Source organism: Microvirga lenta (assembly GCF_020532555.1).
GTDB classification, from domain to species: Bacteria; Pseudomonadota; Alphaproteobacteria; order Rhizobiales; family Beijerinckiaceae; genus Microvirga; species Microvirga lenta.
On record NZ_JAJBBR010000020.1, the window covers coordinates 1 to 24281 of the forward strand.

Annotated in this window: 29 protein-coding genes; 20 read left to right on the forward strand and 9 right to left on the reverse strand. The window is 57.5% G+C overall.

Annotation, left to right across the window (positions count from 1 at the left end; genetic code table 11):
* The 4 genes from LGR44_RS21310 to LGR44_RS21325 form a co-directional block, all read left to right on the forward strand.
* Positions 1 to 386: response regulator (locus LGR44_RS21310; protein ID WP_226742732.1), on the forward strand; the 386-nt coding region annotated here is incomplete at its 5' end.
* Between the two features lie 103 nt (positions 387 to 489).
* A complete protein-coding gene (locus tag LGR44_RS21315) occupies positions 490 to 1104 on the forward strand; it encodes a protein phosphatase CheZ (RefSeq protein ID WP_226742733.1) in 615 nt (204 codons plus the stop codon).
* 206 nt (positions 1105 to 1310) lie between these two features.
* Entirely contained in the window at positions 1311 to 1697 is a 387-nt protein-coding gene (locus tag LGR44_RS21320) for a response regulator (RefSeq protein WP_226742734.1), read from the forward strand.
* 15 nt (positions 1698 to 1712) lie between these two features.
* Positions 1713 to 2414, forward strand: a complete 702-nt coding sequence (locus tag LGR44_RS21325; protein ID WP_226742735.1) for a protein phosphatase CheZ — start codon at positions 1713 to 1715, stop codon at positions 2412 to 2414.
* Positions 2415 to 2543: 129 nt separating this feature from the next.
* Here the strand turns inward: LGR44_RS21325 and LGR44_RS21330 are convergent, their stop codons facing one another.
* The 7 genes from LGR44_RS21330 to motA form a co-directional block, all read right to left on the reverse strand.
* Positions 2544 to 3026, reverse strand: a complete 483-nt coding sequence (locus LGR44_RS21330; protein ID WP_226742736.1) for a hypothetical protein — start codon at positions 3024 to 3026, stop codon at positions 2544 to 2546.
* On the reverse strand, positions 3023 to 4087 hold the full coding sequence (flhB, locus tag LGR44_RS21335) for a flagellar biosynthesis protein FlhB (protein ID WP_226742737.1): 1065 nt from the start codon (positions 4085 to 4087) through the stop codon (positions 3023 to 3025). Before flhB ends, LGR44_RS21330 begins: the two co-directional genes overlap by 4 nt.
* 13 nt (positions 4088 to 4100) lie before the next feature.
* Positions 4101 to 5135 (reverse strand): flagellar motor switch protein FliG, encoded by a 1035-nt coding sequence (locus LGR44_RS21340; protein WP_226742738.1) that lies wholly within the window; start codon positions 5133 to 5135, stop codon positions 4101 to 4103.
* 15 nt (positions 5136 to 5150) lie between these two features.
* Positions 5151 to 5522, reverse strand: coding sequence for a flagellar motor switch protein FliN (gene fliN, locus LGR44_RS21345; protein ID WP_226742739.1), 372 nt, complete (start codon positions 5520 to 5522; stop codon positions 5151 to 5153).
* A 124-nt stretch (positions 5523 to 5646) separates the two neighbouring features.
* Entirely contained in the window at positions 5647 to 5979 is a 333-nt protein-coding gene (locus LGR44_RS21350) for a hypothetical protein (RefSeq protein WP_226742740.1), read from the reverse strand.
* The gene (locus LGR44_RS21355) at positions 5960 to 6889 is read right to left on the reverse strand and encodes a flagellar motor switch protein FliM (RefSeq protein WP_226742741.1); all 930 of its coding nucleotides are present in this window, start codon (positions 6887 to 6889) and stop codon (positions 5960 to 5962) included. Before LGR44_RS21355 ends, LGR44_RS21350 begins: the two co-directional genes overlap by 20 nt.
* Positions 6890 to 6891: 2 nt before the next feature.
* Positions 6892 to 7779 (reverse strand): flagellar motor stator protein MotA, encoded by an 888-nt coding sequence (motA, locus tag LGR44_RS21360; protein ID WP_226742742.1) that lies wholly within the window; start codon positions 7777 to 7779, stop codon positions 6892 to 6894.
* Positions 7780 to 7944: 165 nt separating this feature from the next.
* Here motA and LGR44_RS21365 point away from each other — a divergent pair, with 165 nt between their 5' ends.
* The 16 genes from LGR44_RS21365 to LGR44_RS21440 all read left to right on the forward strand — a co-directional run bounded on the left by LGR44_RS21365 (position 7945) and on the right by LGR44_RS21440 (position 20966).
* Entirely contained in the window at positions 7945 to 8694 is a 750-nt protein-coding gene (locus LGR44_RS21365; RefSeq protein ID WP_319004879.1) for a DUF1217 domain-containing protein, read from the forward strand.
* A 1-nt stretch (position 8695) separates the two neighbouring features.
* Complete coding sequence (flgF, locus tag LGR44_RS21370) at positions 8696 to 9421, forward strand: flagellar basal-body rod protein FlgF (protein WP_226742744.1); 726 nt, start codon at positions 8696 to 8698, stop codon at positions 9419 to 9421.
* Between the two features lie 88 nt (positions 9422 to 9509).
* Positions 9510 to 10832, forward strand: coding sequence for a flagellar protein export ATPase FliI (gene fliI / locus LGR44_RS21375; protein WP_226742745.1), 1323 nt, complete (start codon positions 9510 to 9512; stop codon positions 10830 to 10832).
* Between the two features lie 97 nt (positions 10833 to 10929).
* Positions 10930 to 12159: a flagellar hook protein FlgE gene (locus tag LGR44_RS21380; RefSeq protein WP_226742746.1), complete on the forward strand. Its 1230-nt coding sequence runs from the start codon at positions 10930 to 10932 to the stop codon at positions 12157 to 12159.
* Positions 12160 to 12197: 38 nt separating this feature from the next.
* A complete protein-coding gene (flgK, locus tag LGR44_RS21385; protein WP_226742747.1) occupies positions 12198 to 13664 on the forward strand; it encodes a flagellar hook-associated protein FlgK in 1467 nt (488 codons plus the stop codon).
* A 4-nt stretch (positions 13665 to 13668) separates the two neighbouring features.
* Positions 13669 to 14712: a flagellar hook-associated family protein gene (locus tag LGR44_RS21390; protein ID WP_226742748.1), complete on the forward strand. Its 1044-nt coding sequence runs from the start codon at positions 13669 to 13671 to the stop codon at positions 14710 to 14712.
* A gap of 18 nt (positions 14713 to 14730) precedes the next feature.
* Positions 14731 to 15078: a flagellar biosynthesis regulator FlaF gene (gene flaF / locus LGR44_RS21395; protein ID WP_226742749.1), complete on the forward strand. Its 348-nt coding sequence runs from the start codon at positions 14731 to 14733 to the stop codon at positions 15076 to 15078.
* 8 nt (positions 15079 to 15086) lie between these two features.
* Positions 15087 to 15497 (forward strand): flagellar biosynthesis repressor FlbT, encoded by a 411-nt coding sequence (gene flbT, locus LGR44_RS21400; protein WP_226742750.1) that lies wholly within the window; start codon positions 15087 to 15089, stop codon positions 15495 to 15497.
* 16 nt (positions 15498 to 15513) lie between these two features.
* Positions 15514 to 15918, forward strand: a complete 405-nt coding sequence (gene flgD / locus LGR44_RS21405; RefSeq protein ID WP_226742751.1) for a flagellar hook assembly protein FlgD — start codon at positions 15514 to 15516, stop codon at positions 15916 to 15918.
* Between the two features lie 2 nt (positions 15919 to 15920).
* Positions 15921 to 16187, forward strand: coding sequence for a flagellar biosynthesis protein FliQ (fliQ, locus tag LGR44_RS21410; protein WP_226742752.1), 267 nt, complete (start codon positions 15921 to 15923; stop codon positions 16185 to 16187).
* Between the two features lie 135 nt (positions 16188 to 16322).
* Complete coding sequence (flhA, locus tag LGR44_RS21415) at positions 16323 to 18404, forward strand: flagellar biosynthesis protein FlhA (protein WP_226742753.1); 2082 nt, start codon at positions 16323 to 16325, stop codon at positions 18402 to 18404.
* Positions 18401 to 19156, forward strand: a complete 756-nt coding sequence (fliR, locus tag LGR44_RS21420) for a flagellar biosynthesis protein FliR (RefSeq protein WP_226742754.1) — start codon at positions 18401 to 18403, stop codon at positions 19154 to 19156. The genes flhA and fliR overlap by 4 nt, the downstream gene beginning before the upstream one ends.
* A 6-nt stretch (positions 19157 to 19162) precedes the next feature.
* A complete protein-coding gene (locus LGR44_RS21425) occupies positions 19163 to 19561 on the forward strand; it encodes a hypothetical protein (RefSeq protein WP_226742755.1) in 399 nt (132 codons plus the stop codon).
* Positions 19562 to 19625: 64 nt separating this feature from the next.
* Positions 19626 to 20114: a rod-binding protein gene (locus LGR44_RS21430; protein ID WP_226742756.1), complete on the forward strand. Its 489-nt coding sequence runs from the start codon at positions 19626 to 19628 to the stop codon at positions 20112 to 20114.
* Positions 20115 to 20175: 61 nt separating this feature from the next.
* Complete coding sequence (locus LGR44_RS21435; RefSeq protein ID WP_226742757.1) at positions 20176 to 20505, forward strand: flagellar protein FlgN; 330 nt, start codon at positions 20176 to 20178, stop codon at positions 20503 to 20505.
* An 11-nt stretch (positions 20506 to 20516) separates the two neighbouring features.
* Positions 20517 to 20966, forward strand: coding sequence for a hypothetical protein (locus LGR44_RS21440; protein WP_226742758.1), 450 nt, complete (start codon positions 20517 to 20519; stop codon positions 20964 to 20966).
* Between the two features lie 59 nt (positions 20967 to 21025).
* Here LGR44_RS21440 and LGR44_RS21445 read toward each other — a convergent pair whose 3' ends face one another.
* A complete protein-coding gene (locus tag LGR44_RS21445) occupies positions 21026 to 23821 on the reverse strand; it encodes a heparinase II/III domain-containing protein (RefSeq protein ID WP_226742759.1) in 2796 nt (931 codons plus the stop codon).
* A 193-nt stretch (positions 23822 to 24014) separates the two neighbouring features.
* A partial coding sequence (locus LGR44_RS21450; RefSeq protein ID WP_226742760.1) for a winged helix-turn-helix domain-containing protein occupies positions 24015 to 24281 on the reverse strand: 267 nt, incomplete at its 5' end.

Consider the following 24281-nt stretch of genomic DNA (forward strand, 5'->3'; position numbering starts at 1 on the left):
TGAGTCTAGATCTATCCATTCCGGTTCTTGTGGTTGACGATTACCAGACGATGATCCGGATCCTGCGTAACCTTCTGAAGCAGATCGGCTTCAAGGACGTGGACGACGCCTCTGACGGCACGGCTGCCTTGGCCAAGCTGAAGGAGAAGAAGTACGGTCTCGTGATCTCCGACTGGAACATGGAGCCGATGACCGGCTATGAACTGCTGCAGCATGTGCGCGCGGACGAGAACCTGAACGCGCTGCCGTTCATCATGGTGACGGCGGAGGCGAAGACGGAGAACGTGATCGCGGCGAAGAAGGCGGGCGTGAACAACTACATCGTCAAGCCATTCAACGCGCAGACCCTCCAGGCCAAGATCGCCGCCGTCCTCGGCGGCGAGTAAAAGGGCAGGCCAAGAGATGAGCGGGTCCAAACTGAATCCAAGCGCCAAAGATCGAGCGGCCGCACCTTCCGAGACCTTGGAGGCTCAGCGTCACGAAGAGATCATGGAGGCGATCACCTCCCTCCGCCAGCACGTTCAGCCCACATTCGAGGCTTCCCAGATTCTGCTGGAGGAGCGCCAGCACGAGCTGCTGGAGGTGCAGCGCCTGAAGATCGAGCTCCACGCCATTTCCGAGGCTATCCAGAGGACGAAGCAGGAAATCGCGACCCTTCACTATGCCGGCGCCCAAGGGCGTGAGATGGCGAGGGTTACGGATGAGCTCGGCGCCGTTGTGCTTGGAACCGAGACAGCGACCAACTCGATCCTGGCTGCGGCGGAGGAGGTCGACGATCTGGCCGCAAACCTCGCAGCCCGGCTGACAGGCGAAGAGGGTGATATGGCGCGTCAGATCGGAGAGCGCACCGTCAGCATCTTCGAGGCATGCAATTTCCAGGATATTACCGGTCAGCGTATCAGCAAAGTCGTGTCCGCCATGCGCTTTGTCGAGGATCGCGTGGAGCAGATGATCCAGATTTGGGGTGGTCATGAGCGCTTCAAGAACGTTCCGACGACAAAGGATCCCAGCCGGGAAGGCGACAAGGCGCTCTTGAACGGGCCTGCTCTTGCAGCCGACGGCAACGGCAGATCGCAGGACGACATTGACGCCTATTTCAGATAAACCTCGCCCAGATGTTGTCGACCGCGATCTGCGGAGCTTTTCTGACAGTCGCCCCACAACATCGAAGCTCATGAAATAGAAGCACGAAACGATTCGCCAAATAATCATTCCTGTTAACGCAGCGTTTGTTCAAGGTAAGGGACAATGAGAGCATGGATCGGAGCAGCCATCTCGTATCGTTCCGACATTAGCGTAGGGTAAAAAGTATGAGTCTAGATCTATCCATTCCGGTTCTTGTGGTTGACGATTACCAGACGATGATCCGGATCCTGCGTAACCTTCTGAAGCAGATCGGCTTCAAGGACGTGGACGACGCCTCTGACGGCACGGCTGCCTTGGCCAAGCTGAAGGAGAAGAAGTACGGTCTCGTGATCTCCGACTGGAACATGGAGCCGATGACCGGCTATGAACTGCTGCAGCATGTGCGCGCGGACGAGAACCTGAACGCGCTGCCGTTCATCATGGTGACGGCGGAGGCGAAGACGGAGAACGTGATCGCGGCGAAGAAGGCGGGCGTGAACAACTACATCGTCAAGCCATTCAACGCGCAGACCCTCCAGGCCAAGATCGCCGCCGTCCTCGGCGGCGAGTAAAAGGGCAGGCCCACCATGCATCCCCGCAAAAGCTACCGAATAGAGGCGCACCCGTCGGAAGTGGTGGACGACAAGTCGGCCTCTCAGCGACATGTCGAGATCATGGAGGCATTCGCCTCGCTACGTGATATCATGGAGCCGGCCCATAAGGTCTCCCATACTATTCTTGAGGATCACCGTCGCGATCTGCAGGAGGCCATGCGTCTGAAGGTAGAGCTCGACTCAATTTCCGAGGCTATCCAGAGGACGAAGCAGGAAATCGCGACCCTTCACTATGCAGGCGCCAAGGGCCGTGAGATGGCCCGGGTCACGGACGAGCTCGGCGCAATCGTGCTTGGGACCGAGTCGGCGACAAACTCGATCCTGGCCGCGGCTGAGAGGGTTGACGAGCTGGCAGGCAACCTCGCTGCCCGTGTGGTCGGTGACGACAAGGAGATCGCTCGCGAAATCGCCGATCAGGTGGTCAGTATCTTCGAGGCCTGCAATTTCCAGGACATTACCGGCCAGCGTATCAGCAAAGTCGTGTCCGCTATGCGTTTCGTCGAGGAGCGAGTCAGCCAGATGATCGAGATCTGGGGCGGTCTGGAAAGCTTCAAGGAAGTCGAGACCCTCGACGATCCTGATAGGAGGGGCGACAGGGCGCTCCTGAATGGGCCGGCACTGGCAGACGAAACCGGCTGTACGTCCCAGGACGACATCGACGCGCTCTTCGGATGAATTCAAGGGTTCGTTAGAGAAGGGGCAGCCGCGACTGCCCCTTTTTCATGGAGAGCGGACGATTAGGTGCCATCTATCCTAAGGTTGTTGCGGCTCCAGTATACCTTCTCCAGTCAGGTGTACGCTTGCCTAGGAGGCTCCTGGTGCTGGACACGACGGGAGAGGGGCAACACGTGCGTCCGCCAGTGCCGCCTTGAAGGTTTCAAGATCGCTGTCTGGATCCCCAGTCTTGTTGCTCAGCAAAATGCGCTGAATAGCTACACCAACGTAGACGCCATGAAGGACAAGCTGGAAGAAGACCGTCACCGATTGATGAACGAATTCCATGTCGAGAATAACGGCCGGTGACTTCCCCCACTCGAAGTTCACGTCCGCCGAGCACCCGAAGCTCAACGTGCCTTCCTTGAAGAAGAGCTCTGTCGAGGACTGAACCAGATCGCCGATGTTCGCGTGAAGTTCCTTGCAAATGCAAGCGATGATGACGTTCGCATCCGTAAGGCAAAGCTCCGCCATCACATCCTTGATGCCATGAGCAAGAACTTTTTCGTAAGGCCAGAGTTCCGCCTGTGTCTCAATGTCCATCGAATCGTTTTCTTGCGCTTCTGCGGTCACTTCGATCTCGTGAAAATGAAGAAAAGGATCTGGGCGACGGCCCGGTAAAAGTCCGGTGGAATCATTCGATCCACTTCAACATGGTCATACATGGACCTTGCGAGAGCCTTGTCTTCAACAACTGGAATTCCGTGTTTCTCAGCGGTCTCGCGGATCCGGAGCGCAACCAAGTCCAGCCCCTTCGCCAGCACGAGAGGTGCGCTCGTTTCTTCGCGGTTGTACCGCAAGGCAATCGCGTAATGCGTCGGATTTGCGATGACGACTGTGGCCCTGGGAACGGCAGCCAGCATCCGCTTCCGCGAGCGGTCCTGAGCGAGCGAGCGCAGGCGCGCTTTGACGAGAGGATCTCCTTCCATCTGCTTAAACTCGTCCTTGACCTCCTGGCGGGACATGCGCAGGTCCCGGTGCCAGCGAAACCTCGACCACAGGAGGTCAGCCGCGACGAGAACAATGGTCGCGATGCTCACGGCTGAAACCAGCCGGATCGCCATCGTCAGGATCAACTCCGGAACTAAGCTCGGATCACTGAACATGGCGTTCACGACCTTGTACTGTTCTGATTGTAAGAGCAGGATAGAAACAATGGCAATGGTGAAAAATTTAAAAACAGATTTGAGAAACTCCACTTGCCCTTGCCGGCCGAATACCCTTCCCCAACCACTGAACGGCGAGATGCGCGACCATTGAGGCCGGATCCGTTCATATGCAATCTGCGGGGCGTTCTGGAGGATGGAGGATGCAAGCCCCGAAAGGGACAATATCAAGATAGCCGGTAGAATGAAGACGCCGACCTCCATTGCAACGGCCTGTATGAGCACGGCCGCATCGGTCGGAGTGTTGAGTGAGAAGCCCCTAGGATGGTCGACGAAGAGCGCAAGTTTCTCGGAGAGAGACGTGACACGCTGCTTCGCAAAGAAGCTCAGGACGACAAGTATTGCGATGATCGAGGCAAAGATCGGCGCCTCGCGCGAAGTGGGGACGTTTCCCTTCTCTACCGCATCCCGAAGTTTCTTTTCAGTTGCTTCTTCGGTTTTACTTTCCTTGTCGGTATCATCCGCCATGGCTCAGCGCGGCCTAGCGGATATATGTATCGTCTTCATCGCCGGAGTTCAGCTCGATCTCGCCGCGACCCGCCATTTCCAGAGCAAGGTCTGTGATCGCGCGCCGAGCTTCCAAAACATCGCGCTGCGAGGCGGGTTCCTTGCTGTTCAATTCATGCTCGACCATGCGGCGAACACGTGAGGCAAGCGAACTCAGGATCACACTCCTGAATCCTTCATCCGTACCCTTGAGTGCAAGAACAACCCGATCGTTCGGAATCTGATCGAAGAGGGCCGTACGAGCCCTTGGCGTGAGAGCAACGATGTCGTCGAAGGTGAAAAGGAGACCTTTGAGGATCTCGGCTGACTTCGGACGAACTTCAGTCAGACTCTGAAGAACCTCCTCCATGTGGTCACGCTCCATCTTGTTGATGATGTCGGCCATCTTGGCGTGAGTGTCGGCGCCCATGTTACGGGAGAAGTTGATCATGAAGTCTTCGTGGAGCGTCTGCTCGATTGTCCGCATCGTCTCGTCGACAATAGGTTTGAAGGCGAGCATTCGCCGCATAAGGCTGTTACGCAACGGGGGAGGGAGGTGCCCCATAACCTTGGCTGCGCAAGCCGGTTTCACTTTCGATAGGATGAGGGCGGCCGTCTGAGGATGCTCCTTCATCAGGTATGTAGCCAATGCGCCTTCGGATACTGTGGAAACCCGATCCCAGATCGACCGGTTCGAGTTTCCAAGCACGTCGGACATCAGTTCCGCAATCTGCTCGGGCGGAAGAACTCCGCTGAGAAGCTTTTCCACTTCGGCGGCAGTGCCGAACAAGCTCGCGCCGTTTGAGAACTGCGCCGAAAATTCCTCGATCAAACTCTCGATCTGAGTAGGGGAGACCGGACCAAGCTCAGCCGCTGAACGCGTGATAAGCTTGATCTCGTCAGCGCTGAAATGCTTCAGCAGACGGCTGGCAGACGGTTTGCCCATAGCAAAAAGGAGCGCTGCAACACGCTCAGGTCCCTTGAGCGTCTTGGGACCTTGATTGGCCTTCACTGGGCTTCGCACAACCATTGCCGCTACTCCACCTTAACCGTTAGCGTCACCGTTCGTAGGGCCAACAATCTCAGTGAGAGATACGCCAAAGCGCGAGTTGTCATCTTCCACCACGACCACCTCGCCACGTGCAATAACGCGCCCGTTCACGACGACGTCGACAGGCTCGCCGACGCGGTGGTCGAGCGGGACAATGGCTCCGCGCCCCAGCTTCATAAGGTTGGCTACCGGCATCGTAGCGGAGCCAAGGACGACCTGAATCAGAACCGGTATTCTCAGGATCGAGTCGAGATTGCGGCCCGTGCCGAGCTTCTCGTCGCGCGACTCCTGTGCGGTGTCACTGCTTAAGCCGGTTTTGGCGAAAAGGGCTTCGTTGTGCCAAGTGGCATCATCTTTGTCTGTCATTGGAGTTTACTCCGCATCATGAGAAGGTTCGATTGCAAGCGATTACGCACTAATTTCACGGTGTCGCAAAGAGGCAGGACTGGGATGGCTAATTGTTCCGCTACTTTGCCGGCGGACGATTCTGTTAAAGAAATTTTGTCTTAGAGCCTTGATCCGTCTTCTGCGTTGCTCGGTCTCGAGCTTGGCTCTGCCGATCACGCGCCTCCAGCTCAGCGATTACAGACCTCGCTTCTTCTATCTTCGATTCCAAAGCGGAAAGGACTCCGCGGCCCTCCGAGCTGAATGTCTGTACGGCATTGCCCGCAGCTTTCAAGGCTTCGGAGGTCTGGCTAAAGGCGCGCTTGTATTCGGATTGATGCGCTTCAAAGCTCTTGAGCTTGCGATACATTAACAGAACGCAGACACTCGTCATAACGAGAGCAATGAAAAGGACTGCATTAACCAGCGAGGACATCATCAATGAATTCCTGTTCCTGGTCGATGAATTCATCGACCCGCAGCACGTATGAACCTTCCGCTTTTCCGACCTGGCACCAGAACAGGCCTTGATTGTTGCCTTCGAGCTTCACGCGGCTTCGAGGTGTTGCCTGTAGCTCCAGAACCTGGCCCACTTTTAGATCCGCAATCTCCCCAAGCGAGAGATGCCGCTCCTCTAGAACGGCCTTCAGCGTGACCTCCGTACGCTTCACCTCGTTGGCGATTTGCTTTGCCCAGCGGGGGTCGCGCGTTGATGAATCGCCAGAGAGAACCCGGGCCAGTGTCTGACGCATTGGGTTCAGAACCGATTGCGGAATGATAACGAACATTTCTCCGCCGCGGTTCAGCGCCTGGAGCAGAAACTTGGCTACGACCGACTGGTTGTTGCGGCGACCGATGACAGCAAAGTCCATTCGGGTTTCAAGCCGCTCGAACTTAAAGGGGGTGTCGGCGACGAGAGCGAAGGACGCCTGCAGGGCTTTGCCGACCTGCTCAAAAATGGCTTGGGCGAGACGAAGCTCGATGTTGGAGAAGCCGCGCTCCTCGTCAACAGGCGGCTCCGAACCGTCAGAGCCCAGGAGGACTTCGACCATGGTGAATATGAAATCGCGATCGAACCCGACGAGAAGGTGGCTGTCCCACTCCGGAGCGTGGAAAACACCTGCAATGGCATTCGCCTCGTACATCTCGAGGATATCGCCGATACGGCCACTCTCGATCTCGCTCAATGAATAGTACATCGGCGAGGCGGCGAGATGGCGAAGATGGTCGGCACAATAGGTCGTCATGCGATCGAAGATCACATGAAGCATGGGGAGCCGGTCGAGAGACAGACCTGCGGCGTCGAGAAGACGGTCGCGGATGTCGGCAGCGTTTTGCGTCGTGCTCATCGTCAGGCTGCCTCTTTCTGAGCGGCGTCGCCCTTCGCGCCGCCAGGAATAGTGGCGGCCTCGACCTCGTCGATGGTCGGACGGTCGGCAGACGAGATTGCCTTGCGACCGTGCTCAACGGCAATCTGAGGAAGCGCGCCATTCATGAACGCCAGCAAGGACTGCTTCACGATGACGAAGACCCGGCATTGCTTCTCGCGGGTGTTCTTCACCTTCGTGGCAAGGGGAGCCAGAATGGCATAGGACATGAAAATACCGGCAAACGTTCCAACGAGGGCGGCGCCGATGTAGCTTCCGAGCAACTCGGGCGATTGGTCGAGTGCGCCCATCGCCTTCACGATTCCGAGCACGGCGGCAACAATTCCAAGTGCGGGAAGAGCTTCTGACACCATCGTGAGGGTGGAATAGGGCTTCAGCTTGTCCCGGCGCAGAGTAGCGATCTCTTCATCCATGAGAGCTTCGATCTCGTGCGGGCGAGCATTGCCGATAATGATCAGACGGACATAGTCGCAGACGAACAGCGTCAGATCAGGATTCTTCAGGACGCTTGGGTAGTTACTGAAGATCTCCGAACTCTGCGGGTCGTCGATATGGGCCTCGACCTCATTACGCGGTTTGGCACGGAGCTCGCGCAACAAAGCATAGAGGAGACCGAGGAGCTCAAGGTAGTCAGCGCGTTTGGGGGCCGCTCCCGTCAGAGCTTCGACCGTGGCTCGCCCGGTATCCTTCACCACCGACATCGGATTGGCGATGATATAGGTCCCAACCGCGATTCCGCCGATAATGACGAATTCCCACGGCTGCCAGATGACAGCAAGATGCCCGCCCATCGCGGCAAATCCGCCGAACAGGGAGCCAATAGCAATAAGTAAACCAATGGCGACGCCCAACGATCTGGCCTCTCATAACAATCCTTGATCTGAGGGAAAGCTAGCTTCAGAGGCTTGCGCGAAGCTGGAATGGCAGCAGGTCAGTCTCAGACAAGCTAGGCCATCTATGCTAGTCTAATCGAGGTAGTGATAATGATATCGACATCCACCAGTTACCAGCTGATCATGAAGGACTTGCAGAAGTCCCTTGAGCGTACCGGGTCGAACCCAATTGTCGCTCGCGATACGAAATACTATCTCGAGAATATCGGTAAGGTGAAGACGGTCGACGAGTTCGTCGGCAATCATCGGCTGTATAGCTATGCCATGAAGGCCAGTGGCCTTGAGGATATGATCTACGCGAAGGCCTTCATGAAGAAGGTGCTGAATGAAGGTATCGACAATAACGAAAGTTTTGCAAACCGCCTTTCGGACAAGCGTTACAAGGAGTTTGCAACCGTCTTCAATTTTGCGCGCTACGGCGAGCTGGCGACGACCTTTACGGCAGCAAAACAGGGCACAGTTGACAACTACATTCGTCAATCTCTTGAGAAAAATGCCGGAGAAGACGATCAAGGAGTGCGTTTGGCGCTCTACTTCGCGCGCAAGGCTTCTGAGATCAAAAACCCGTTCGATATTCTCGCCGATCCTGCCCTTCTCCAAGTCGTTCAGACGGCCCTTGGCATTCCGAAAGAGGCCTCCCTGGGAAGTATCGACGCACAGGCTGCCATGATCAAGCATCGCCTTGATATCGAGACTTTGAAGGATCCAAAGCAAGTGGACCGCTTTCTCAAGCGCTTTACAATTCTCTGGGATGCTCAAAACAATGCCGCGACATCGCCTGTCCTGACCTTGTTCACCGGCGCCTCGCCATCTTCCGGCTTGGGTGCGGAGCTCTTGGTAAGTCTCCAGAACATCAAGCGCGGAGGAATCTGATATGCAGTCAGCTCTCTATGTGGCGCTCTCTGCACAGGTTGCACTCGAGCGCCGTCTGAACACGGTGGCGCAGAACGTTGCGAACCTCAATACAGGCGGCTATCGAGCGGAGGAGGTGAAATTCGAGACGATCCTGTCTGAAGCGGGAGCCGGACAGGTGGCATTCTCCTCATCCGGCGCATCTTTCATTTCCCGCAAAGCCGGCCCGGTCAACAAGACGGACAATCCTCTCGATGTCGCGATTCAGGGCGATGCGTGGCTCGCAATGAACACTCCGGCTGGGACCGTCTATACCCGCGACGGACGGATGCAGATGACGGAGGCTGGCGATCTTCAGACCATTGGTGGCCACCCTGTGCTCGACATGGGTGGCGCGCCTATTGCACTCGATCCTCAGGCGGGAATGCCCGTGATCGGCAGAGACGGCATGATCTCGCAGGGCGGGAATCAGGTCGGAGCCTTGGGATTGTTTCGGATAGACCCGGCTAGTCGCCTCACCCGCTACGAGAATTCTGGTGTGATTCCGAACATGCCGGCGGCGCCGGTTCAGGATTTCACCGTAACCAGTGTTCAGCAGGGTTACTCTGAAGGAGCCAATGTGAATCCGGTCATGGAAATGACAAGGATGATCATGATCTCCCGAACTTTTGAGAATGCAGCTTCTACGATCTCGGAGACAGAGTCTTCTTTGATGAGCGCCATTCGAGCCCTTGGGCCCAGTACGTAGCGCCTCTCTGCATTCCAACCCCACCGAACGGCGGTGAGTGACATGCGAAGAGCTGATCTTCCATTGTCCCCCCGGAGGACCTGCTATCATGGATGCTCTTGAGAGGCTTGAGCAGGCTGTCTTTGCCGGAGCCAAGGTCCTGCCGAAGGTGCGTGCCAGCGGCATGATCCGCGAAGTCACTCCCAGCTTCTACCGCGTGACTGGCATGTCGCAGTTCGTAAAGCTGGGGGAGCGCGTAGGCTTCGAGGTGAGGGGGCGCACTCAGATCGGCGAGGTTGTGCGTATCGATGAAGCGGGAGTAACGGTCAAACCCTTCGACGGCAGGATTGAGGCGGGGGTGGGTACGCGGGCCTATCGCCTAGGTGAAATGGGGCTGAATCCTCATCCCACTTGGAAAGGGCGTGTCATCAACGCTCTTGGTGAGCCGGTGGATGGGCTTGGCGCTCTCATGCCGGGAGGGGCAAGCGTGCCCGATGATGCGGAGCCGCCTCCCGCTATGACCCGCACACGTGTCAGCAAGCCGCTGAAGACTGGTGTGCGTGCAGTCGATTTGTTTACGCCGCTTTGCGAGGGCCAGCGCATCGGAATTTTCGCAGGATCCGGTGTTGGGAAGTCGACGCTGCTGTCCATGCTCGCTCGCTGCGAAGGCTTCGACACCATCGTCGTCGCGCTCGTAGGAGAGCGTGGCCGTGAAGTCCGTGAGTTTCTGGAGGGGCCGATCGAGGCGAACAGAGCCAGGTCGGTCATTGTGGTGTCGACGGGCGATGAAAGCCCCATGATGCGCAGGCAGGCTCCCAAGACGGCACTTTCGGTAGCCGAGTACTTTCGGGATCTCGGAGATTCCGTTTTTCTCATCGTCGACTCCGTGACACGCTTTGCTCACGCTGCAAGAGATGTCGCTTTGGCCGCGGGCGAGCCGGCGGTCGCGCGCGGCTATACTCCTAGCGTATTCAGCGACCTTCCGCGTCTCCTCGAAAGGGCCGGCCCCGGTGAAGAGGGCAAGGGATCCATCACAGGTGTCTTTTCCGTCTTGATCGACGGAGATGACCATAATGATCCTGTTGCCGACAGCATTCGCGGAACGCTTGACGGGCATATCGTCCTTGATCGAGCAATTGCCGACCAGGGACGGTATCCTGCCATCAACGTGCTCGGATCGATTTCCCGGTTGGCGGATCACGTCTGGACGCCAGAGCAGAAGGAATTGGTGCGCCGTCTCCGCACATTGATTGCTCGTTTCGAGGACACACGCGATCTTCGTCTGATGGGAGGCTATCACGCCGGCAACGACCAGGAGCTAGATCAGGCTGTCGTGATCGTCCCAAAAATCTATGAGGCGCTGCGGCAGGATTCTTCTACGCCAGCCAGCACAGATGCCTTCGGAGAGCTGGCCCAGCTCCTTCGTTCGTGAACCGTCTGCTCTTCCCGGAGCCTGGAACGCCTGAATCCAGCCTCGCACAAGCCAAAGTTCGTTTAGTGGAACAACGACATATCTATTGGAGCCTAGCATGAGTCTCTACGGTGTTCTCCGTACCGGCGTTTCTGGAATGAATGCCCAGTCGAACAAGCTGGGTACGGTTGCAGAAAACATTCAGAACGCAAGTACGACCGGGTACAAGCGGGCTTCTACCGAGTTCTCTTCCTTGATCTTGTCGTCTGGCAAGGGCGCTTACAACTCCGGTGCCGTCACCACGACCGTGAGATACTCAATCGGAGATCAAGGGCCGATCTCCTATACAACCTCGGCGAGCGATCTGGCGGTGTCAGGCAATGGCTTCTTCGTTGTCTCCGACAAGACCGGAACGCCGTTCCTGACGAGGGCGGGCAACTTCGTCGTTGATGGACCGACTGGCAACCTTGTCAATGCGGCAGGTTTCCAACTCATGGGTTACAGCTTGGCCGACGGCGATCCCAATGTTGCCCTCAACAGCCTCAACGGGCTGGAGCCTGTCAATATCAGCTCTATGGCAATGCAGGCACGCCCATCGACCGAGGGTGTCTTGACCGGGAACCTCCCGGATGGCGCAGATCCCGTAGCCGCTGCATCACGTCCGCCTGCTGGGACTGTCTACACCAAGAAATCGTCGCTCGTGACCTACGATAACGTCGGCAACGAGGTGAAGCTCGATATCTACCTCACGAAGGCAAGCGCGACGACATGGGAGGTCAACGTCTATGATGCCGCCAACCCTGCATCCTTCCCGGCGACTCCTCTGAACCCGGCGACCACGCTCACGTTCGATGGAATGGGCCAACTTACCGGTGGCACATCCACGACCTTCAATATTCCGAATGGTCAGTCCTTCACCTTGGACATGACCGGCATGACCCACCTGGCAGGTGATTACCAGGTGACTGGCATATCGAATGGCAACAAGCCGACGGCGGTCGAAGGCGCCGAGTTCGGGTCCGACGGGACCGTCTTCGCTGTTTATGAGGATGGTACCCGGATCGCCGCTTATAAGGTCCCGCTCGCGACTGTCCCGAGCCCGGATAACCTGACCCCTCGCGCCGGTAACGTATACGAGGCCAGCATCGAGTCGGGCGGCGTCCAGGTCGGCTTCCCACAGGAGGGCGGATTTGGATCGATATCCGTCGGAGCTCTCGAGCAGTCGAATGTCGATATCGGCACCGAACTGACTGCCATGATCGAGGCTCAGACAGGATACACCGCCAACTCGAAGGTATTCCAGACCGGATCCGAGCTGCTGGACGTGCTGATGAGCCTGAAGCGCTAAGCCCTTGCCCCTTCTGAATCCCGCTGGAGTCTCGCCACATGGGCTTATCTCTCGCCCTCAATACAGCTCGTTCATCGCTGCAGGCTTCTTCTGCGCAAATGGCGGTCGTGTCTCGCAACAATGCCGGTGCGACAGATCCAAACTACTCGCGGAAAATTGCAGCGCTGGTCACGGCAGGCGGTGCTGCACGCGTAAGCGTCAGCCGCGCGAGCGATGCTGCGTTATTCTACAAGATGCTAGGGACGACATCCAGCGCCGCCACCCAGCAGGCCGTCTTGGAAGGGTTCGAAAAGCTCAAGTATACCGTTGGCGATACGGAGCTGAATCAGTCCGCCGCTGCAAGAATCGGCGCTTTGAATTCGGCTCTTTCTCAGTATGCCAACAAGCCGGATGATCCGATCCTCGGACGAGCGGTCGTCGAGCGGGCGGGCGAACTTGCGACCATGCTGAACGAGGCAACGACCTCCATTCAGAAAGTCAGAGTGGAGGCCGATACAGAAATTTCCAAATCCGTCGTGCGAGTGAACGACCTGCTCCGGCAGTTCGAGGTCGCTAACAATGCTGTCATCAAGGGAACGACGGCAGGTATCGACATCAGCGACGCGCTCGATACGAGGGATAGGATTCTGGCGCAGATCTCCGAGGAGATGGGCGTAACCGTTTCGACGCGTGAAAACAATGATGTCGCCATCTATACCGATAGTGGCGTGACGCTCTTTGAGAAGACACCGCGAACCGTCTCGTTCAGCCCGACTAGCACCTACGCTCCCAGCACGACGGGCGGAGCCGTCTATGTCGATGGTGTTCAAGTTACCGGTCAAGGCCCTATGCCGCTCCATAGCGGAAGGCTTGTTGGTCTTGTCACCGTGCGCGACCAGATCGCAGTCACATATCAGGGACAACTCGACGAAATCGCTGCGGCACTGATCGATGTCTTTGCCGAGGTCGATCAGTCGCCTCCGCCCTTGAGCGCCAACGCGACCGGCCTCTTTGCCTATCCTGGCGGGCCGGCCCTACCTTCGGGGCCGGCTCTGGTCGGGCTGGCTGGCGAGATCAGGACCAATCCTCTGATCGACCCGTCCAAAGGGGGCAATCTCGACTTCCTTCGTGACGGCGGAGCAAACGGTCCCGACTATGACTACAATCCTGGCGCGGCCGGCACCAATGCCGCATTCTCAGGCCGTCTCTTCGAACTTGCGCAGAAATTCGGAGCCGATCGGACTTTCGATCCTTCGTTAGGCCTGGGAGCGCCAGCCAATCTTCAGGAATTCTCTGCATTCTCTGCGAGCTGGCTGGAGGCGGGTCGTAAGTCTGCGGCGACTGAGGTTGATTATCGGGTCACGCTTCTTAGCCATGCATCAGAAGCGCTGTCGAATGCGACCGGTGTCAATATGGATGAGGAGACTGCTCTGATGCTGCAGATCGAGAAGTCCTACTCAGCCTCGGCGAAGTTGCTTTCCGTGATCGATGAAATGCTTCGGACGCTCCTAAACGCAGTGAGGTAAGATCATGAGAACGACCTTCATCTCAACTCTCAACCTTTTAAACTCGCCGAGAACCACGGCTGCCAAACTGCAGGTGGAGCTTGCAAAAGCGAACACCGAAATTGCTACGGGTCGCCATGCCGACGTAGGGTTGGAACTGGGCCATCGGACGGGTCAGAGCATAACTCTTCGGCAGGAGAGAACTGAGCTCGACGCCATCATCGGCGCGAATTCACTGACTTCCATTCGACTGAGCGTCACGAAGATTTCTCTCGACAACGTTCGAGAGGCTGCCGACGAGTTCCTGAAGACCATTCTTGCGGTGCCGAGCCATCCATCCGGTGGCTCGATCATACGTGAAAGCGGTCAGTCGAACCTAGCCAGTCTCATTGCAGAGCTGAATCAATCAGCGAACGGCCAGTACATCTTCGCCGGTACTGATACGAAGCAGCGGCCTGTTGCGGAGTATACGGGCACATCGGCCGCCAAGGCTGCAGTCGACAGTGCTTTCATAACCGCTTTTGGTTTCTCCCAGACCTCGGCCGGTGTGGGATCCATATCCCCGTCTCAGATGGAGACTTTCCTCGACGGACCCTTTGCAACTCTCTTCAACGATTCCAATTGGCAGAGCAACTGGTCTTCCGCCGGTAATCAGAACATCGAGAGCCGGATTTCTCCGACGGAAAAGATCGAGACGTCGACGAACGCCAACGAACCGGCATTCCGTAAGCTGGCGATGGCATACACAATGGCGTCCGATCTCGGCATTGCCGAACTCCCGGATGAGACGCGAAAGGTCGTTATCGATCGGCTGGTGAAGATCATGGGCGCTGCGACCGCGGAGATCATCGAGGTTCAGGCAGAGCTCGGTACTGCTGAAAAGAAGATCACGAATGCCAATGAAAGGCTGGATCTTCAGAAAGTGTATTTCGACGAAGGCGTCGGAAAACTCGAGAGCGTCGATCCCGCTGAAGCGAAGACCCGGGTCGATGCGCTGACCACTCAGATTCAGATGTCATATTCGCTGACCTCCCAACTTCGTCAGCTGAACCTTTTCAATTACCTCTAGTATGAGCCATGGTGAACGATGTACCGTTTTTCCTACGCCGAAATTCTTGAAGATGCATCCAATGAATGCCGTGAGCGTGAGAAAATGGCGTTCGACCGCGCCATTGATTTGCTCCGAGCCGCCGTTTCAAAGGGTGCGAAGTCTAGCGAAGGTGCGGAGGCGATTTCCTTCGTCCAGCGTCTCTGGGGCATTCTGATCGAGGATCTCTTGGGTCCGGAGAACGGATTGCCGGAGACCCTGCGAGCCGAGCTCGTGTCGATCGGGCTTTGGATCATGAAGGAGACGGACCTGATCCGTCAGGGGCGGTCCGAGAATTTTTCGGCCCTGATTGACATCAACACCATGATCCGCGACGGACTCAAATGAGCAAATCCATGCATATTTCCCTCAGAGCGGGCGAGCGGATCTTTATCAACGGCGCTGTGCTGCGTGTCGATCGTAAGGTCTCGATCGAGCTTCTGAACGACGCGACATTCCTTCTGGAGAACCATGTTCTTCAAGTAGAAGACGCCACCACGCCACTGCGGCAACTCTACTTTGTCGTTCAGGCGATTCTCATCGATCCCGCCAGCGCAGATCGAGCTCTCGGCGTTTTCCGCGATTTGCATACGGCAACGCTGAACTCCTTCAGCAATGAGGAAATCGTCTCTGGGTTGCGAAATGTGGCGGATCTTGTGGAGGCCAAGCGACCCTTCGACGCTTTGAAAATTATCCGCAGCCTGTTCCTGGCCGAGAGCGCCATCCTCTCGAAGGGGGGCAAGGCGGCTCCCATCCAGGCCGCATAGCAGAGGAGTGCCGGCAATGGACGTCAGCAGCGTCATGACCGCGAACGCGACACAGCGTTCGCCATCCCCATCCAGCTCAGCGTCGTCTGGAACGCTGAACTACAACAACTTCCTGAAGCTGCTGCTGGTGCAGATGCGCAATCAGGACCCTACGGCTCCGATGAGTTCCACGGACTACATGGCTCAGTTGGCGACCTTCTCTCAAGTCGAGCAGAGCATGATCGGCAATTCGAAGCTGGATGCCTTGCTGTCGTCCTCGGCACTGTCGCAAGCGGATAGCGTGATGGGACGGACTGTCACCTCGGCCGACGGTACCATTTCCGGCCAAGTCGCGTCGGTTCGCATCACCAACGAAGGTGCTCTGGCGAAGCTGAGCGATGGTCGCGAGCTCCTGCTCGGTCCAGGCGTTGTGATCAGCTGACCATGAACGAGGTCGACGCACTCGAAATGGTCCGGTCGGCGATCTGGACGATCCTCATAGGTGCTGGACCGGCCGTTGCCGCTGCAATGGCCGTCGGTATCATTATTGCGCTCGTCCAGGCTCTGACGCAAATCCAGGAAGTCACGCTGACCTTCATTCCAAAGATTGTCGTGATCCTGCTGGTCACGCTGTTGACTGGATCGTTCATAGGTTCCCAGATCTTTGCCTTCACAGAAGAGGTCTACGGGCGCATCACGACAGGTTTCTAGGATTATGGTCTTTCCGGCTTTATCGCCGGGGAAGAAGGCGCCTCGTTCCCCCGCGAAACGGGAGGAGGCGACCTTCGCGCAAGCTTAATGTCTGAATCCTCCTCTGGGACAACCGGAAGATGGATTCGAGCCGATATGGCGACGAGCGATGCTGTAGTACTGGAGCGAGCAAAGGGCAGAGATATTGCCTTTGCAGGCGGTATCGTCTGCATCCTCGCCATTCTCTTCCTGCCGATTCCAGCCGTCTTGATCGATATGGGCCTTGCTCTTTCGATCGCGCTTTCTGTTCTGATCCTGATGGTGGCGCTGTGGATTCAGAAGCCGCTTGAATTCTCGTCGTTCCCGACTGTTCTCCTCATCGTCACGATGTTGCGTCTTGCACTGGGGATCGCGACGACGAGAATGATTCTCGCAAATGGACATGAGGGTGTTTCAGCAGCCGGTCATGTCATTTACGGCTTCTCCCAGTTCGTTATGAGCGGTGATTTCGTCATCGGAATCGTCGTGTTCATTATTCTCATCACCGTCAACTTCCTGGTGATCACGAAGGGCGCCACACGCATCGCCGAGGTGGGCGCGCGCTTCACGCTGGACGCCATTCCGGGCAAGCAGATGGCCATCGACGCTGATCTGAATGCGGGATTGATCGATGATAAAGAGGCACAGCAGCGGCGCCGGGAGCTGGAGGAGGAGAGTGCCTTCTTCGGCTCCATGGACGGTGCCTCCAAGTTCGTCCGAGGCGAGGCCGTCGCAAGCTTGATCACGATCGCCGTGAATATTTTCGGCGGCATCATCATCGGCGTGACGCGGCACGGCATGCCTCTGTCCGAAGCTGCCGATGTCTTCACCAAGCTCTCGGTGGGTGACGGCCTCGTTTCCCAGATCCCGGCGCTCGTCGTGTCGCTTGCGGCTGGTCTGCTCGTTTCAAAGGGTGGAACGCGCGGCACGGCCGAACAGGCGGTCATGGGCCAGCTTGGCGCCTATCCCCGGGCGCTCACCGTAGCCGCCGCCCTGATGTTCATCTTCGCGCTCGTGCCCGGGCTTCCCCTCCTACCATTTACCATGTTGGGGATCCTGCTCGGCTTCGTTGCCTACACAATTCCGAAGCGTCTTGCGGAGCAGCAGGCCGCGGCAAAGGCGAAAGCAGCCGCTGCCGAAGAGGCAAGCCGGACGGAGACAAAGGACTCCGTTAAAGAATCCCTCAAGACCGCCGAGATCGAACTCTGCCTGGGCAAACACCTGGCCGTACAGCTCCTGAGCGCTCATGGAGAGCTCGCCCATCGAGTAAGCAAGATGAGGCGAAAGTTCGCTCAGCAGTACGGTTTCGTTGTTCCCGACATCAAGCTCTCCGACAGCTTGTCCATTCCGCCCAAGAGCTATCAGGTCAGGATCCACGGAACCGTGGTCGCGACCCAGGATACCCGGCCGGGGGAACTCCTTGTCGTCCTCGGCGACGGGCCGAAGCCCGATGTGCCGGGCGATGAGGTCCGTGAGCCTGCCTTCGGGATGAAGGCCATGTGGATTTCGGACGCCTATGCAAGCGAGGTCAAGCGCGAGGGCTTCAGTCCGGTCGACAGCAATTCCGTGCTGTTGACGCACCTCAGCGAGGTGATCCGCAACAACCTGCCGCAGCTTCTGTCCTACAAGGACATGCGGGTACTGTTTGACAGGCTAGACCCTGAATACAAGCGGCTGATCGATGACATTTGCCCGTCACAGATTTCCTATTCTGGCCTTCAAGCTGTCTTGAAGCTACTGCTCGCCGAACGAGTTTCCATCCGTAATCTGCACCTGATTCTGGAGGCGATTGCCGAAATCGCTCCCCATGCCCGCCGGTCGGAGCAGGTCGTGGAACATGTGCGAATGCGTGTGGCGCAGCAGATATGTGGCGACCTGGCCGATGGAGGCGCGCTCAACGTGCTCCGTCTCGGCAACCGCTGGGACCTGGCTTTCCATCAAAGCCTGAAGCGTGACGCGAAAGGTGAAGTTATCGAGTTCGATATCGATCCGCGTCTGGTGGAGCAGTTTGGCTCCGAAGCCTCGGAGGCGATCAAGCAGAAGATGAAGGAGGTTCACAGCTTCGCTCTTGTAACAGCACCCGACGCGCGTCCCTACGTCAGAATGATCATTGAGCGGCTGTATCCGACCTTGCCTGTGCTCTCGCACCTCGAGATTGCCCGCGGCGTGGAAATCAGGTCTCTCGGAACCATCTCGTGACGACAATTACGCCGGAGACCTTCTTGGCGGTCTTCCTGATTTTCTGCCGAATTGGTGGTTGTCTGCTGGTCGTGCCGGGATTCTCCAGTGCTCGCGTTGCGCCACAGATCCGGCTCTTCATTGCGCTCGCCGTTACCCTGGCGCTCGCTCCATTGCTGGTCGAGCGCTTTCAGGTGAGTTTGAAGGATCAGCAGCCTCTGACTACTCTTGGATGGATCCTTACGGAAACTTTGACAGGGCTTCTGATTGGCCTTCTCGGACGTGTCTTCTTTCTGGCGCTGCAAACGATGGTGACTGCGATTGCGATGGCGATCGGGTTCGGTAGCATTCCTGGCACACCGATCGAGGAGACCGAGCCAATGGCGGCTATCGGATCCCTCATCATGATGGTGGCGACGACACTGATCTTCCTCTCTGATCTGCATTGGGAGTTGTTCCGCGGCCTCATCGCATCATACTCTCGGATTCCTGTCGGCGAAGGCTTTGGAGCGCAGATGGCGCTTATCCAAATCGCAGATCAGATCACTGCTGCCTTTCTACTGGCGCTCCGGGTCAGCAGCCCGTTCATCGTCTATTCCGTCATCGTCAACCTGGCTGTCGGAATAGCGAACAAACTCACGCCCACCATACCGGTCTTCTTTCTTGCGACACCTTTCATTCTAGCTGGCGGGATGCTGATACTCTATTTCCTGTTCCGGGAGTTCATGCTGCTCTTCATGGCCGGGTTCGTGTCATGGCTGACTCAGGGCTAGGGTACGATGGATAAGCGTCTGCGTAAGACCGAACGGGTTTTGAAGGTGCAGGAGCAGCTTCAGAAGATGGCCGAATGGAAGCTTGCTGATCTCTCTCGGCAGGCCGCGGACCTGCGGAATGCCCAGGAAACCCTCATCCAAACCCTCAACGATGACGAGGTGCTGCATGGCCTCTTTGTCGAATCGCGGGCGCGGCGCCTTCAGACCTTGGCAGGTGAAGCGAACCAGGTCGACGAGGCACAGGAAGCCCAAAGAAAGGTTGTCTTGGAGCGGTCCATGCAGGTCAAACGAACCGAGCGCATGGTAGAAACACTTGCGGAGGAGCACCGCAGAGCGTCTGAGAAGAAAGACTATCTGATGCTTCTCGATAGTCTCGCCAGCAAGAACGACGCAAGCCTCCCGTAAGCTATGGGCGGTAGATATACGCTCCTGAAGAAAGGATCATGAGGGGCGTTTGATGGGGATTAGTTTGCCCACTGATATCGTGCTGGATGTGGCAAGGGCTGCAGACCCGGCAAAATATCAGGCCGCCAGCAAAAGGCTTTCGGAGCTCTCCGGCCCATCGAATGCTGCTGAGTTCGCCAACACGTTCAATGCGCTGACGGCATCGTCTCGGAGCCACGTGCCATCCGATCCATTTGCGCTCAAAACGGCACTCCGCAATGACACGACCCTGTCTGGCGCGGACAGGAAAGATGCGGCTTACCAGCAGTTCGAGGCCTTCGTCCTGCAGAGCTTCATCGAATCGATGATGCCCGAGGAATCTGAAAGCGTCTTTGGCAAAGGAACTGCGGGCGGCATTTGGAAATCCATGATGGCCGAGCAGATCGGCGCCCAGATTGCTAAGGCCGGCGGTATCGGGATTGCAAAGCATGTGCTTGGAGCGCGAAGTGCTTCCGAGCAATTCGTTCAGAGCAATCCCACGACCTCAACCGGGGGTGCTACTCGCTCGCTCTAGTTCGAGCGGGCTCGAATAGCGCAGAACTGTACCGCAGATAATCAAGAACGGATATCCGTCCATGCTCACCAAATCGATCGAACGCCTGGAAGAAACACTCGATGCAGAGACTGCGGCGCTCCTGGAGCACAGGTTAGAAGATCAGGAGGAGTTCAACCGCCGTAAGAGCCAGAGCCTTCTTGAGCTGACCCGGCTGGTCAGGACGGTCAAGACCGACTCGATTTCACCAGAGGTCGTTGCCCGGCTGCAGAAGCTGCGGCAGAAGCTCGAATACAACCACTCCGTGGTCGAGATGAATCTCAGGGCCGTGCAGGAGGTATCGGATATCGTATCGAAGGCGATCCAGAACGCCGAGTCCGACGGAACCTACTCCGCATTGAGTCCGTACTAGGGCGTGTTGTCATGGCGAGGATCCTTGTCACAGGTTTCTGGATTTGTGCGATCACTCTTCTGTCCTGCTATGCCGCAGTCTATTGGGACACCGGTATGCAGAAGAGCAAGGGGGAGGACTATCTCGAAGGTCTTAATTACCAAAAGGTTCGCCCGATCAACATCCCGATCATCGCAGAAGGCGCCGTCCAGGGTTACGTCATTGCGACGCTCATCTTTACGGCAGATGCGAAGACGCTCCGCAGCCTTCCCGTGCCTCCGGAAAATTTCGTGATAGACGAGGCATTTCGGCAGGTCTATTCCGATGAAAATTTGGATTTCCGGAAGCTCTCCAAATACGATGTGAATTCGCTGCTCATCAACATCAAGCGAAGCGTCAACGAGCGCATGGGGACTGAGATCGTCAAGGATGTCCTGATCGAGAGTTTCAACTTCGTCAGCAAGAGTGACGTACGGTCGTAGCAAGCAAGTCGTGACGCGACCGTGGTCGCGGAACCTAGGGGGCGCCGAGATCAGGTTTCTCAACCTGCATCCTGGTCCGCAGGCTGCCTCGTCAGGTATTCTGCCAGCTCGGGCTCCGAAAGCATACGTTTGATGGTTTTCAGGCCCGCCCCGGTGGTCGCCAGGATCACGCCGCCAGATACGCGGCTCCGGCCGGAGAATTTGTAGCGCAGGACGCTGGCCGGCTGCAGGCCTCCTGAGGGGCGAGAGACGAAACCTTGCAGTGCCGCCTGCTGATCGCTGATACCCTGAAGAACTTCCAAGCCGCTCAATCTGCCTGTAACGGTGTAAGGGATGATGTGCAGCCTTCTGCGGTCGCAAAAGGCTATCACTGTTTGTGCCGGGGCGATGGCAGCCGTAACATTCGGGTCGAAGTGCAGGAGGCCCTCGAATGAATGGGCATCCCGCATGCCTGCGAAATCGTCAATGACCGCGACTGCTGCAAGATCAGCCGTGCTCACATAGACGCGACGGTGATTGTAGTCCGGACCATGGACGGTGCTCCGCAACTCAAGAACATTAACTCCTCTGAGTGAGAATTGCGTCTCGATCCAGCTGCTCCCGGCTGTCTGTTCGCGTCCGTCGGGGATCGCGACATTGTGCCCTCTCGATGAGGTCAGGTACTGGCGAACCGGACCCCCCTCATTCTGACTGGAGCCAGCTGCGTCGACGATCCATCGCGATCCCGCATCCGAGAACACGAAGCTCGTCGCATCGTGGTGCCCATGCGAATTTCGCTGTTCGCCGTACGAGGAACACAGATATCTCCAGTCCCGCTCGTGACCGTAGTGTCGCGCAACAGCCATTCCCTTTCCCTGTGAAGGAAGGATTCTCGAGCCGCGCGGATACGAGAGCTCTGCTTTGATGCTGCTATCCGTCAACCAGTCCTGGCCATACTGGGCAATCAGGCGTCTGATCCAGGAAGCGTGCCGGTAGAGGTGGGGAGTATCTCCAAACGCCGGAAGGTGACCATCCGGGTCGGTAACCTCGATGAGGTTCAGAACGGCGTTCCTGAGCCGGGTCTCCAGCTCCTCGCAGAAGGTGTGTGCCTCCGGATCGTCCTTGAGGGCAGCGCCGAGGATTGCTCCGAGCGAGACCAGTTCGAGTTGGTAATGCGGCGCACTCTCGAAGAAGGTGCCATCCGGACCAACGAGCTCTTTGAAGCTCTGCTGCAGATGAGACAAAGCCAGGGACGCCCAGTAGCGGGCAGTAGGAACCTGCGGGAGCGCTTTGCCCAAAGAGAGCAGGGCGCTGGCTGCATGTGCCTGGTAGATCGAATGGGAGAAGACGTTCTGTCCGATGATCTCTGCGAGAACGAACCCGTGCCTGATCGCTTCTCCAAGGAGCTCGGACAACGCGTCGATATCGGCGCTCTCCGCAGCCGCACCCAGAGCCAGGAGCTCGATGAACACCTCCGTGCGCGTTGCCAGCGGCAGCGGATGCACGCTCAGGTCATCCGTCGGTTGTCCCCATGTGTTCGAGCGTGACCACGAAATTGCGAGATCGATTGCGCGGTCGAGACCGCCGGCATCGGGCCTCTCGGCAATGCTCAAAAGCCAGGCGAGGGATTGGTACTCCCGTCGCCACCCCGGGGATCGAAAGGGATCCTCGCGCCAATCGTAGCGTTCCGGGAGGGGCCACGGAGAGTACCCGCTGAATTGTAGGCCGCCTTCCCGGATACGGAGGTCGTTTCCTTGTTGAAGGGCTCTGAGGCGGCTGTGGATCTTGAAAGGAGATGCAAGGGAGCCCCGGCCTATCAGACGATGCGCGATCTCCTGCGAGCTTTGGCGTTCGCCGGAGATCGGAGCGGGATCAAGCTTCTCCATCAACTGCTTGAGGAAGCTCTCTTCGTGTGGCGTTTCGTCGCCCGAGATATTCTCAAGAAGCAGTCCGACTTCCAGCGATACTTCCAATGGCATGACCAAGCGCACGGATGCGGCGTCGTGCCAGGTCTGGAAGCCGATCTCGACGGAAGCGGCATTCTCGGGCGGAATGAGCTCGAGTGTGAAACGACGCGCCTGTATGTGCGCGGGAATATTGACGAAGGCTCCGACGGCAGGTGCCGTGAGAGTCTCCGGATAGGGCGGCGGCAGCTCTTGCCCCAACTGATCCCTGAAGACCACCCGCGCCAATGCGCCGTCCTTGCCCGAGCTTTCCGCTATGATCTGTCCGCGCACGAACAGGGGGCGTCCGGGAACGAGAGAATACCTGAACCACTCCGGCGAGGAGGTGAGGACCGTCCATGTGCGTGTCGAGCCTGAGAGCGCAGCCTGCCCCACACGTGATGGAGCGGGGGGCAGGGCTTGGGTTGGGGAAGTTCGGGGCGCTACGCCGCCATGCTGGCGCAGTGACAGGTTGGTGACGTGAAAGGGGTGCGAGTTTCGCCATCCCCGAACCGTGATCAGGAGATGCTTCGTGGGAGCAGGAACCAGGAAGTTGCAGTGAACCCGATAGGTTTGTGTGGGGCTGATCCGTTTGTCGTGGTGATGAGGACCTGAAACAAAGGTACTGAACGGATCGATCTGCGCACGGGTCAGACCGGGAATGTATGCGAAGTCGATACTGGATTGATCCGCCATGAGGAACGCGACGCCGACAGCCGCGAAGTCGTGTGCTTGGCTCGCTGTTTCCTCGGGGGGGCATGTAACGTCGAAGCTGAATTCGCACCACGCATCGGATGCGACGTCGGTGAATGTCAGGGCGACCCGAGACCAGCGATTCTTGGTCGCGATGATGTGTTGCCCGTCCGCAGGTCCGGGTAATGAGTCGCCCGCATGCTGGATCGAGCTTGGCAGAATATGTCTCGCATCCGACATGGAGGCAGATGGCTCCGAAGCTCAAGGATATGATCGGCGGCTCACGTCGGAACCGCCTTGAATCATCATGCTCCTCCGAACCATGTTTGGAACGCCGACGCAAGGTCAGGGACTGTGCGGCCAAGCCGGATTTATGAAATGCCTCACTTGCCGGGCGGATCATCCCTGCTTCGGTCGTTCGTCAGCGGGTCCTTCAGCCGACGAAAGTGTATCCGATGTATCGTTTGGCCTCGATGGGATCGTAGCCGAGCCTCTGGCGCAGCTTCTTGCGCAGCTTGCTCACATGGCCCTCGATCACGCTCTCCTCCACGTCGTTGGAGTAGATGCCGTAGATGGCGTTGAAGATCTGGGTCTTGGTCAGGCGCCGGCCGCGGTTGCGCACCAGGTACTCGAGAATGTGGCGCTCGCGCCGGGGCAGGGGCAGGCTGACCCCGTCGATCTCCGGGTCGCGGCCGTCGAA

What these genes read in the sequence shown, in the direction of transcription:
- fliN (WP_226742739.1), bottom strand. Translation starts at nt 5,522, where the DNA reads ATGACAGACAAAGATGATGCCACTTGGCACAACGAAGCCCTTTTCGCC.
- LGR44_RS21440 (WP_226742758.1), top strand. Translation starts at nt 20,517, where the DNA reads ATGGCGAGGATCCTTGTCACAGGTTTCTGGATTTGTGCGATCACTCTT.
- LGR44_RS21340 (WP_226742738.1), bottom strand. Translation starts at nt 5,135, where the DNA reads ATGGTTGTGCGAAGCCCAGTGAAGGCCAATCAAGGTCCCAAGACGCTC.
- LGR44_RS21390 (WP_226742748.1), top strand. Translation starts at nt 13,669, where the DNA reads ATGAGAACGACCTTCATCTCAACTCTCAACCTTTTAAACTCGCCGAGA.
- LGR44_RS21365 (WP_319004879.1), top strand. Translation starts at nt 7,945, where the DNA reads ATGAAGGACTTGCAGAAGTCCCTTGAGCGTACCGGGTCGAACCCAATT.
- LGR44_RS21435 (WP_226742757.1), top strand. Translation starts at nt 20,176, where the DNA reads ATGCTCACCAAATCGATCGAACGCCTGGAAGAAACACTCGATGCAGAG.
- LGR44_RS21355 (WP_226742741.1), bottom strand. Translation starts at nt 6,889, where the DNA reads ATGAGCACGACGCAAAACGCTGCCGACATCCGCGACCGTCTTCTCGAC.
- flgK (WP_226742747.1), top strand. Translation starts at nt 12,198, where the DNA reads ATGGGCTTATCTCTCGCCCTCAATACAGCTCGTTCATCGCTGCAGGCT.
- flhA (WP_226742753.1), top strand. Translation starts at nt 16,323, where the DNA reads ATGGCGACGAGCGATGCTGTAGTACTGGAGCGAGCAAAGGGCAGAGAT.
- LGR44_RS21425 (WP_226742755.1), top strand. Translation starts at nt 19,163, where the DNA reads ATGGATAAGCGTCTGCGTAAGACCGAACGGGTTTTGAAGGTGCAGGAG.
- LGR44_RS21445 (WP_226742759.1), bottom strand. Translation starts at nt 23,821, where the DNA reads ATGTCGGATGCGAGACATATTCTGCCAAGCTCGATCCAGCATGCGGGC.
- LGR44_RS21325 (WP_226742735.1), top strand. Translation starts at nt 1,713, where the DNA reads ATGCATCCCCGCAAAAGCTACCGAATAGAGGCGCACCCGTCGGAAGTG.
- fliQ (WP_226742752.1), top strand. Translation starts at nt 15,921, where the DNA reads ATGAACGAGGTCGACGCACTCGAAATGGTCCGGTCGGCGATCTGGACG.
- flbT (WP_226742750.1), top strand. Translation starts at nt 15,087, where the DNA reads ATGCATATTTCCCTCAGAGCGGGCGAGCGGATCTTTATCAACGGCGCT.
- flhB (WP_226742737.1), bottom strand. Translation starts at nt 4,087, where the DNA reads ATGGCGGATGATACCGACAAGGAAAGTAAAACCGAAGAAGCAACTGAA.
- LGR44_RS21315 (WP_226742733.1), top strand. Translation starts at nt 490, where the DNA reads ATGGAGGCGATCACCTCCCTCCGCCAGCACGTTCAGCCCACATTCGAG.
- LGR44_RS21320 (WP_226742734.1), top strand. Translation starts at nt 1,311, where the DNA reads ATGAGTCTAGATCTATCCATTCCGGTTCTTGTGGTTGACGATTACCAG.
- fliI (WP_226742745.1), top strand. Translation starts at nt 9,510, where the DNA reads ATGGATGCTCTTGAGAGGCTTGAGCAGGCTGTCTTTGCCGGAGCCAAG.
- flgD (WP_226742751.1), top strand. Translation starts at nt 15,514, where the DNA reads ATGGACGTCAGCAGCGTCATGACCGCGAACGCGACACAGCGTTCGCCA.
- flgF (WP_226742744.1), top strand. Translation starts at nt 8,696, where the DNA reads ATGCAGTCAGCTCTCTATGTGGCGCTCTCTGCACAGGTTGCACTCGAG.
- flaF (WP_226742749.1), top strand. Translation starts at nt 14,731, where the DNA reads ATGTACCGTTTTTCCTACGCCGAAATTCTTGAAGATGCATCCAATGAA.
- LGR44_RS21380 (WP_226742746.1), top strand. Translation starts at nt 10,930, where the DNA reads ATGAGTCTCTACGGTGTTCTCCGTACCGGCGTTTCTGGAATGAATGCC.
- LGR44_RS21350 (WP_226742740.1), bottom strand. Translation starts at nt 5,979, where the DNA reads ATGATGTCCTCGCTGGTTAATGCAGTCCTTTTCATTGCTCTCGTTATG.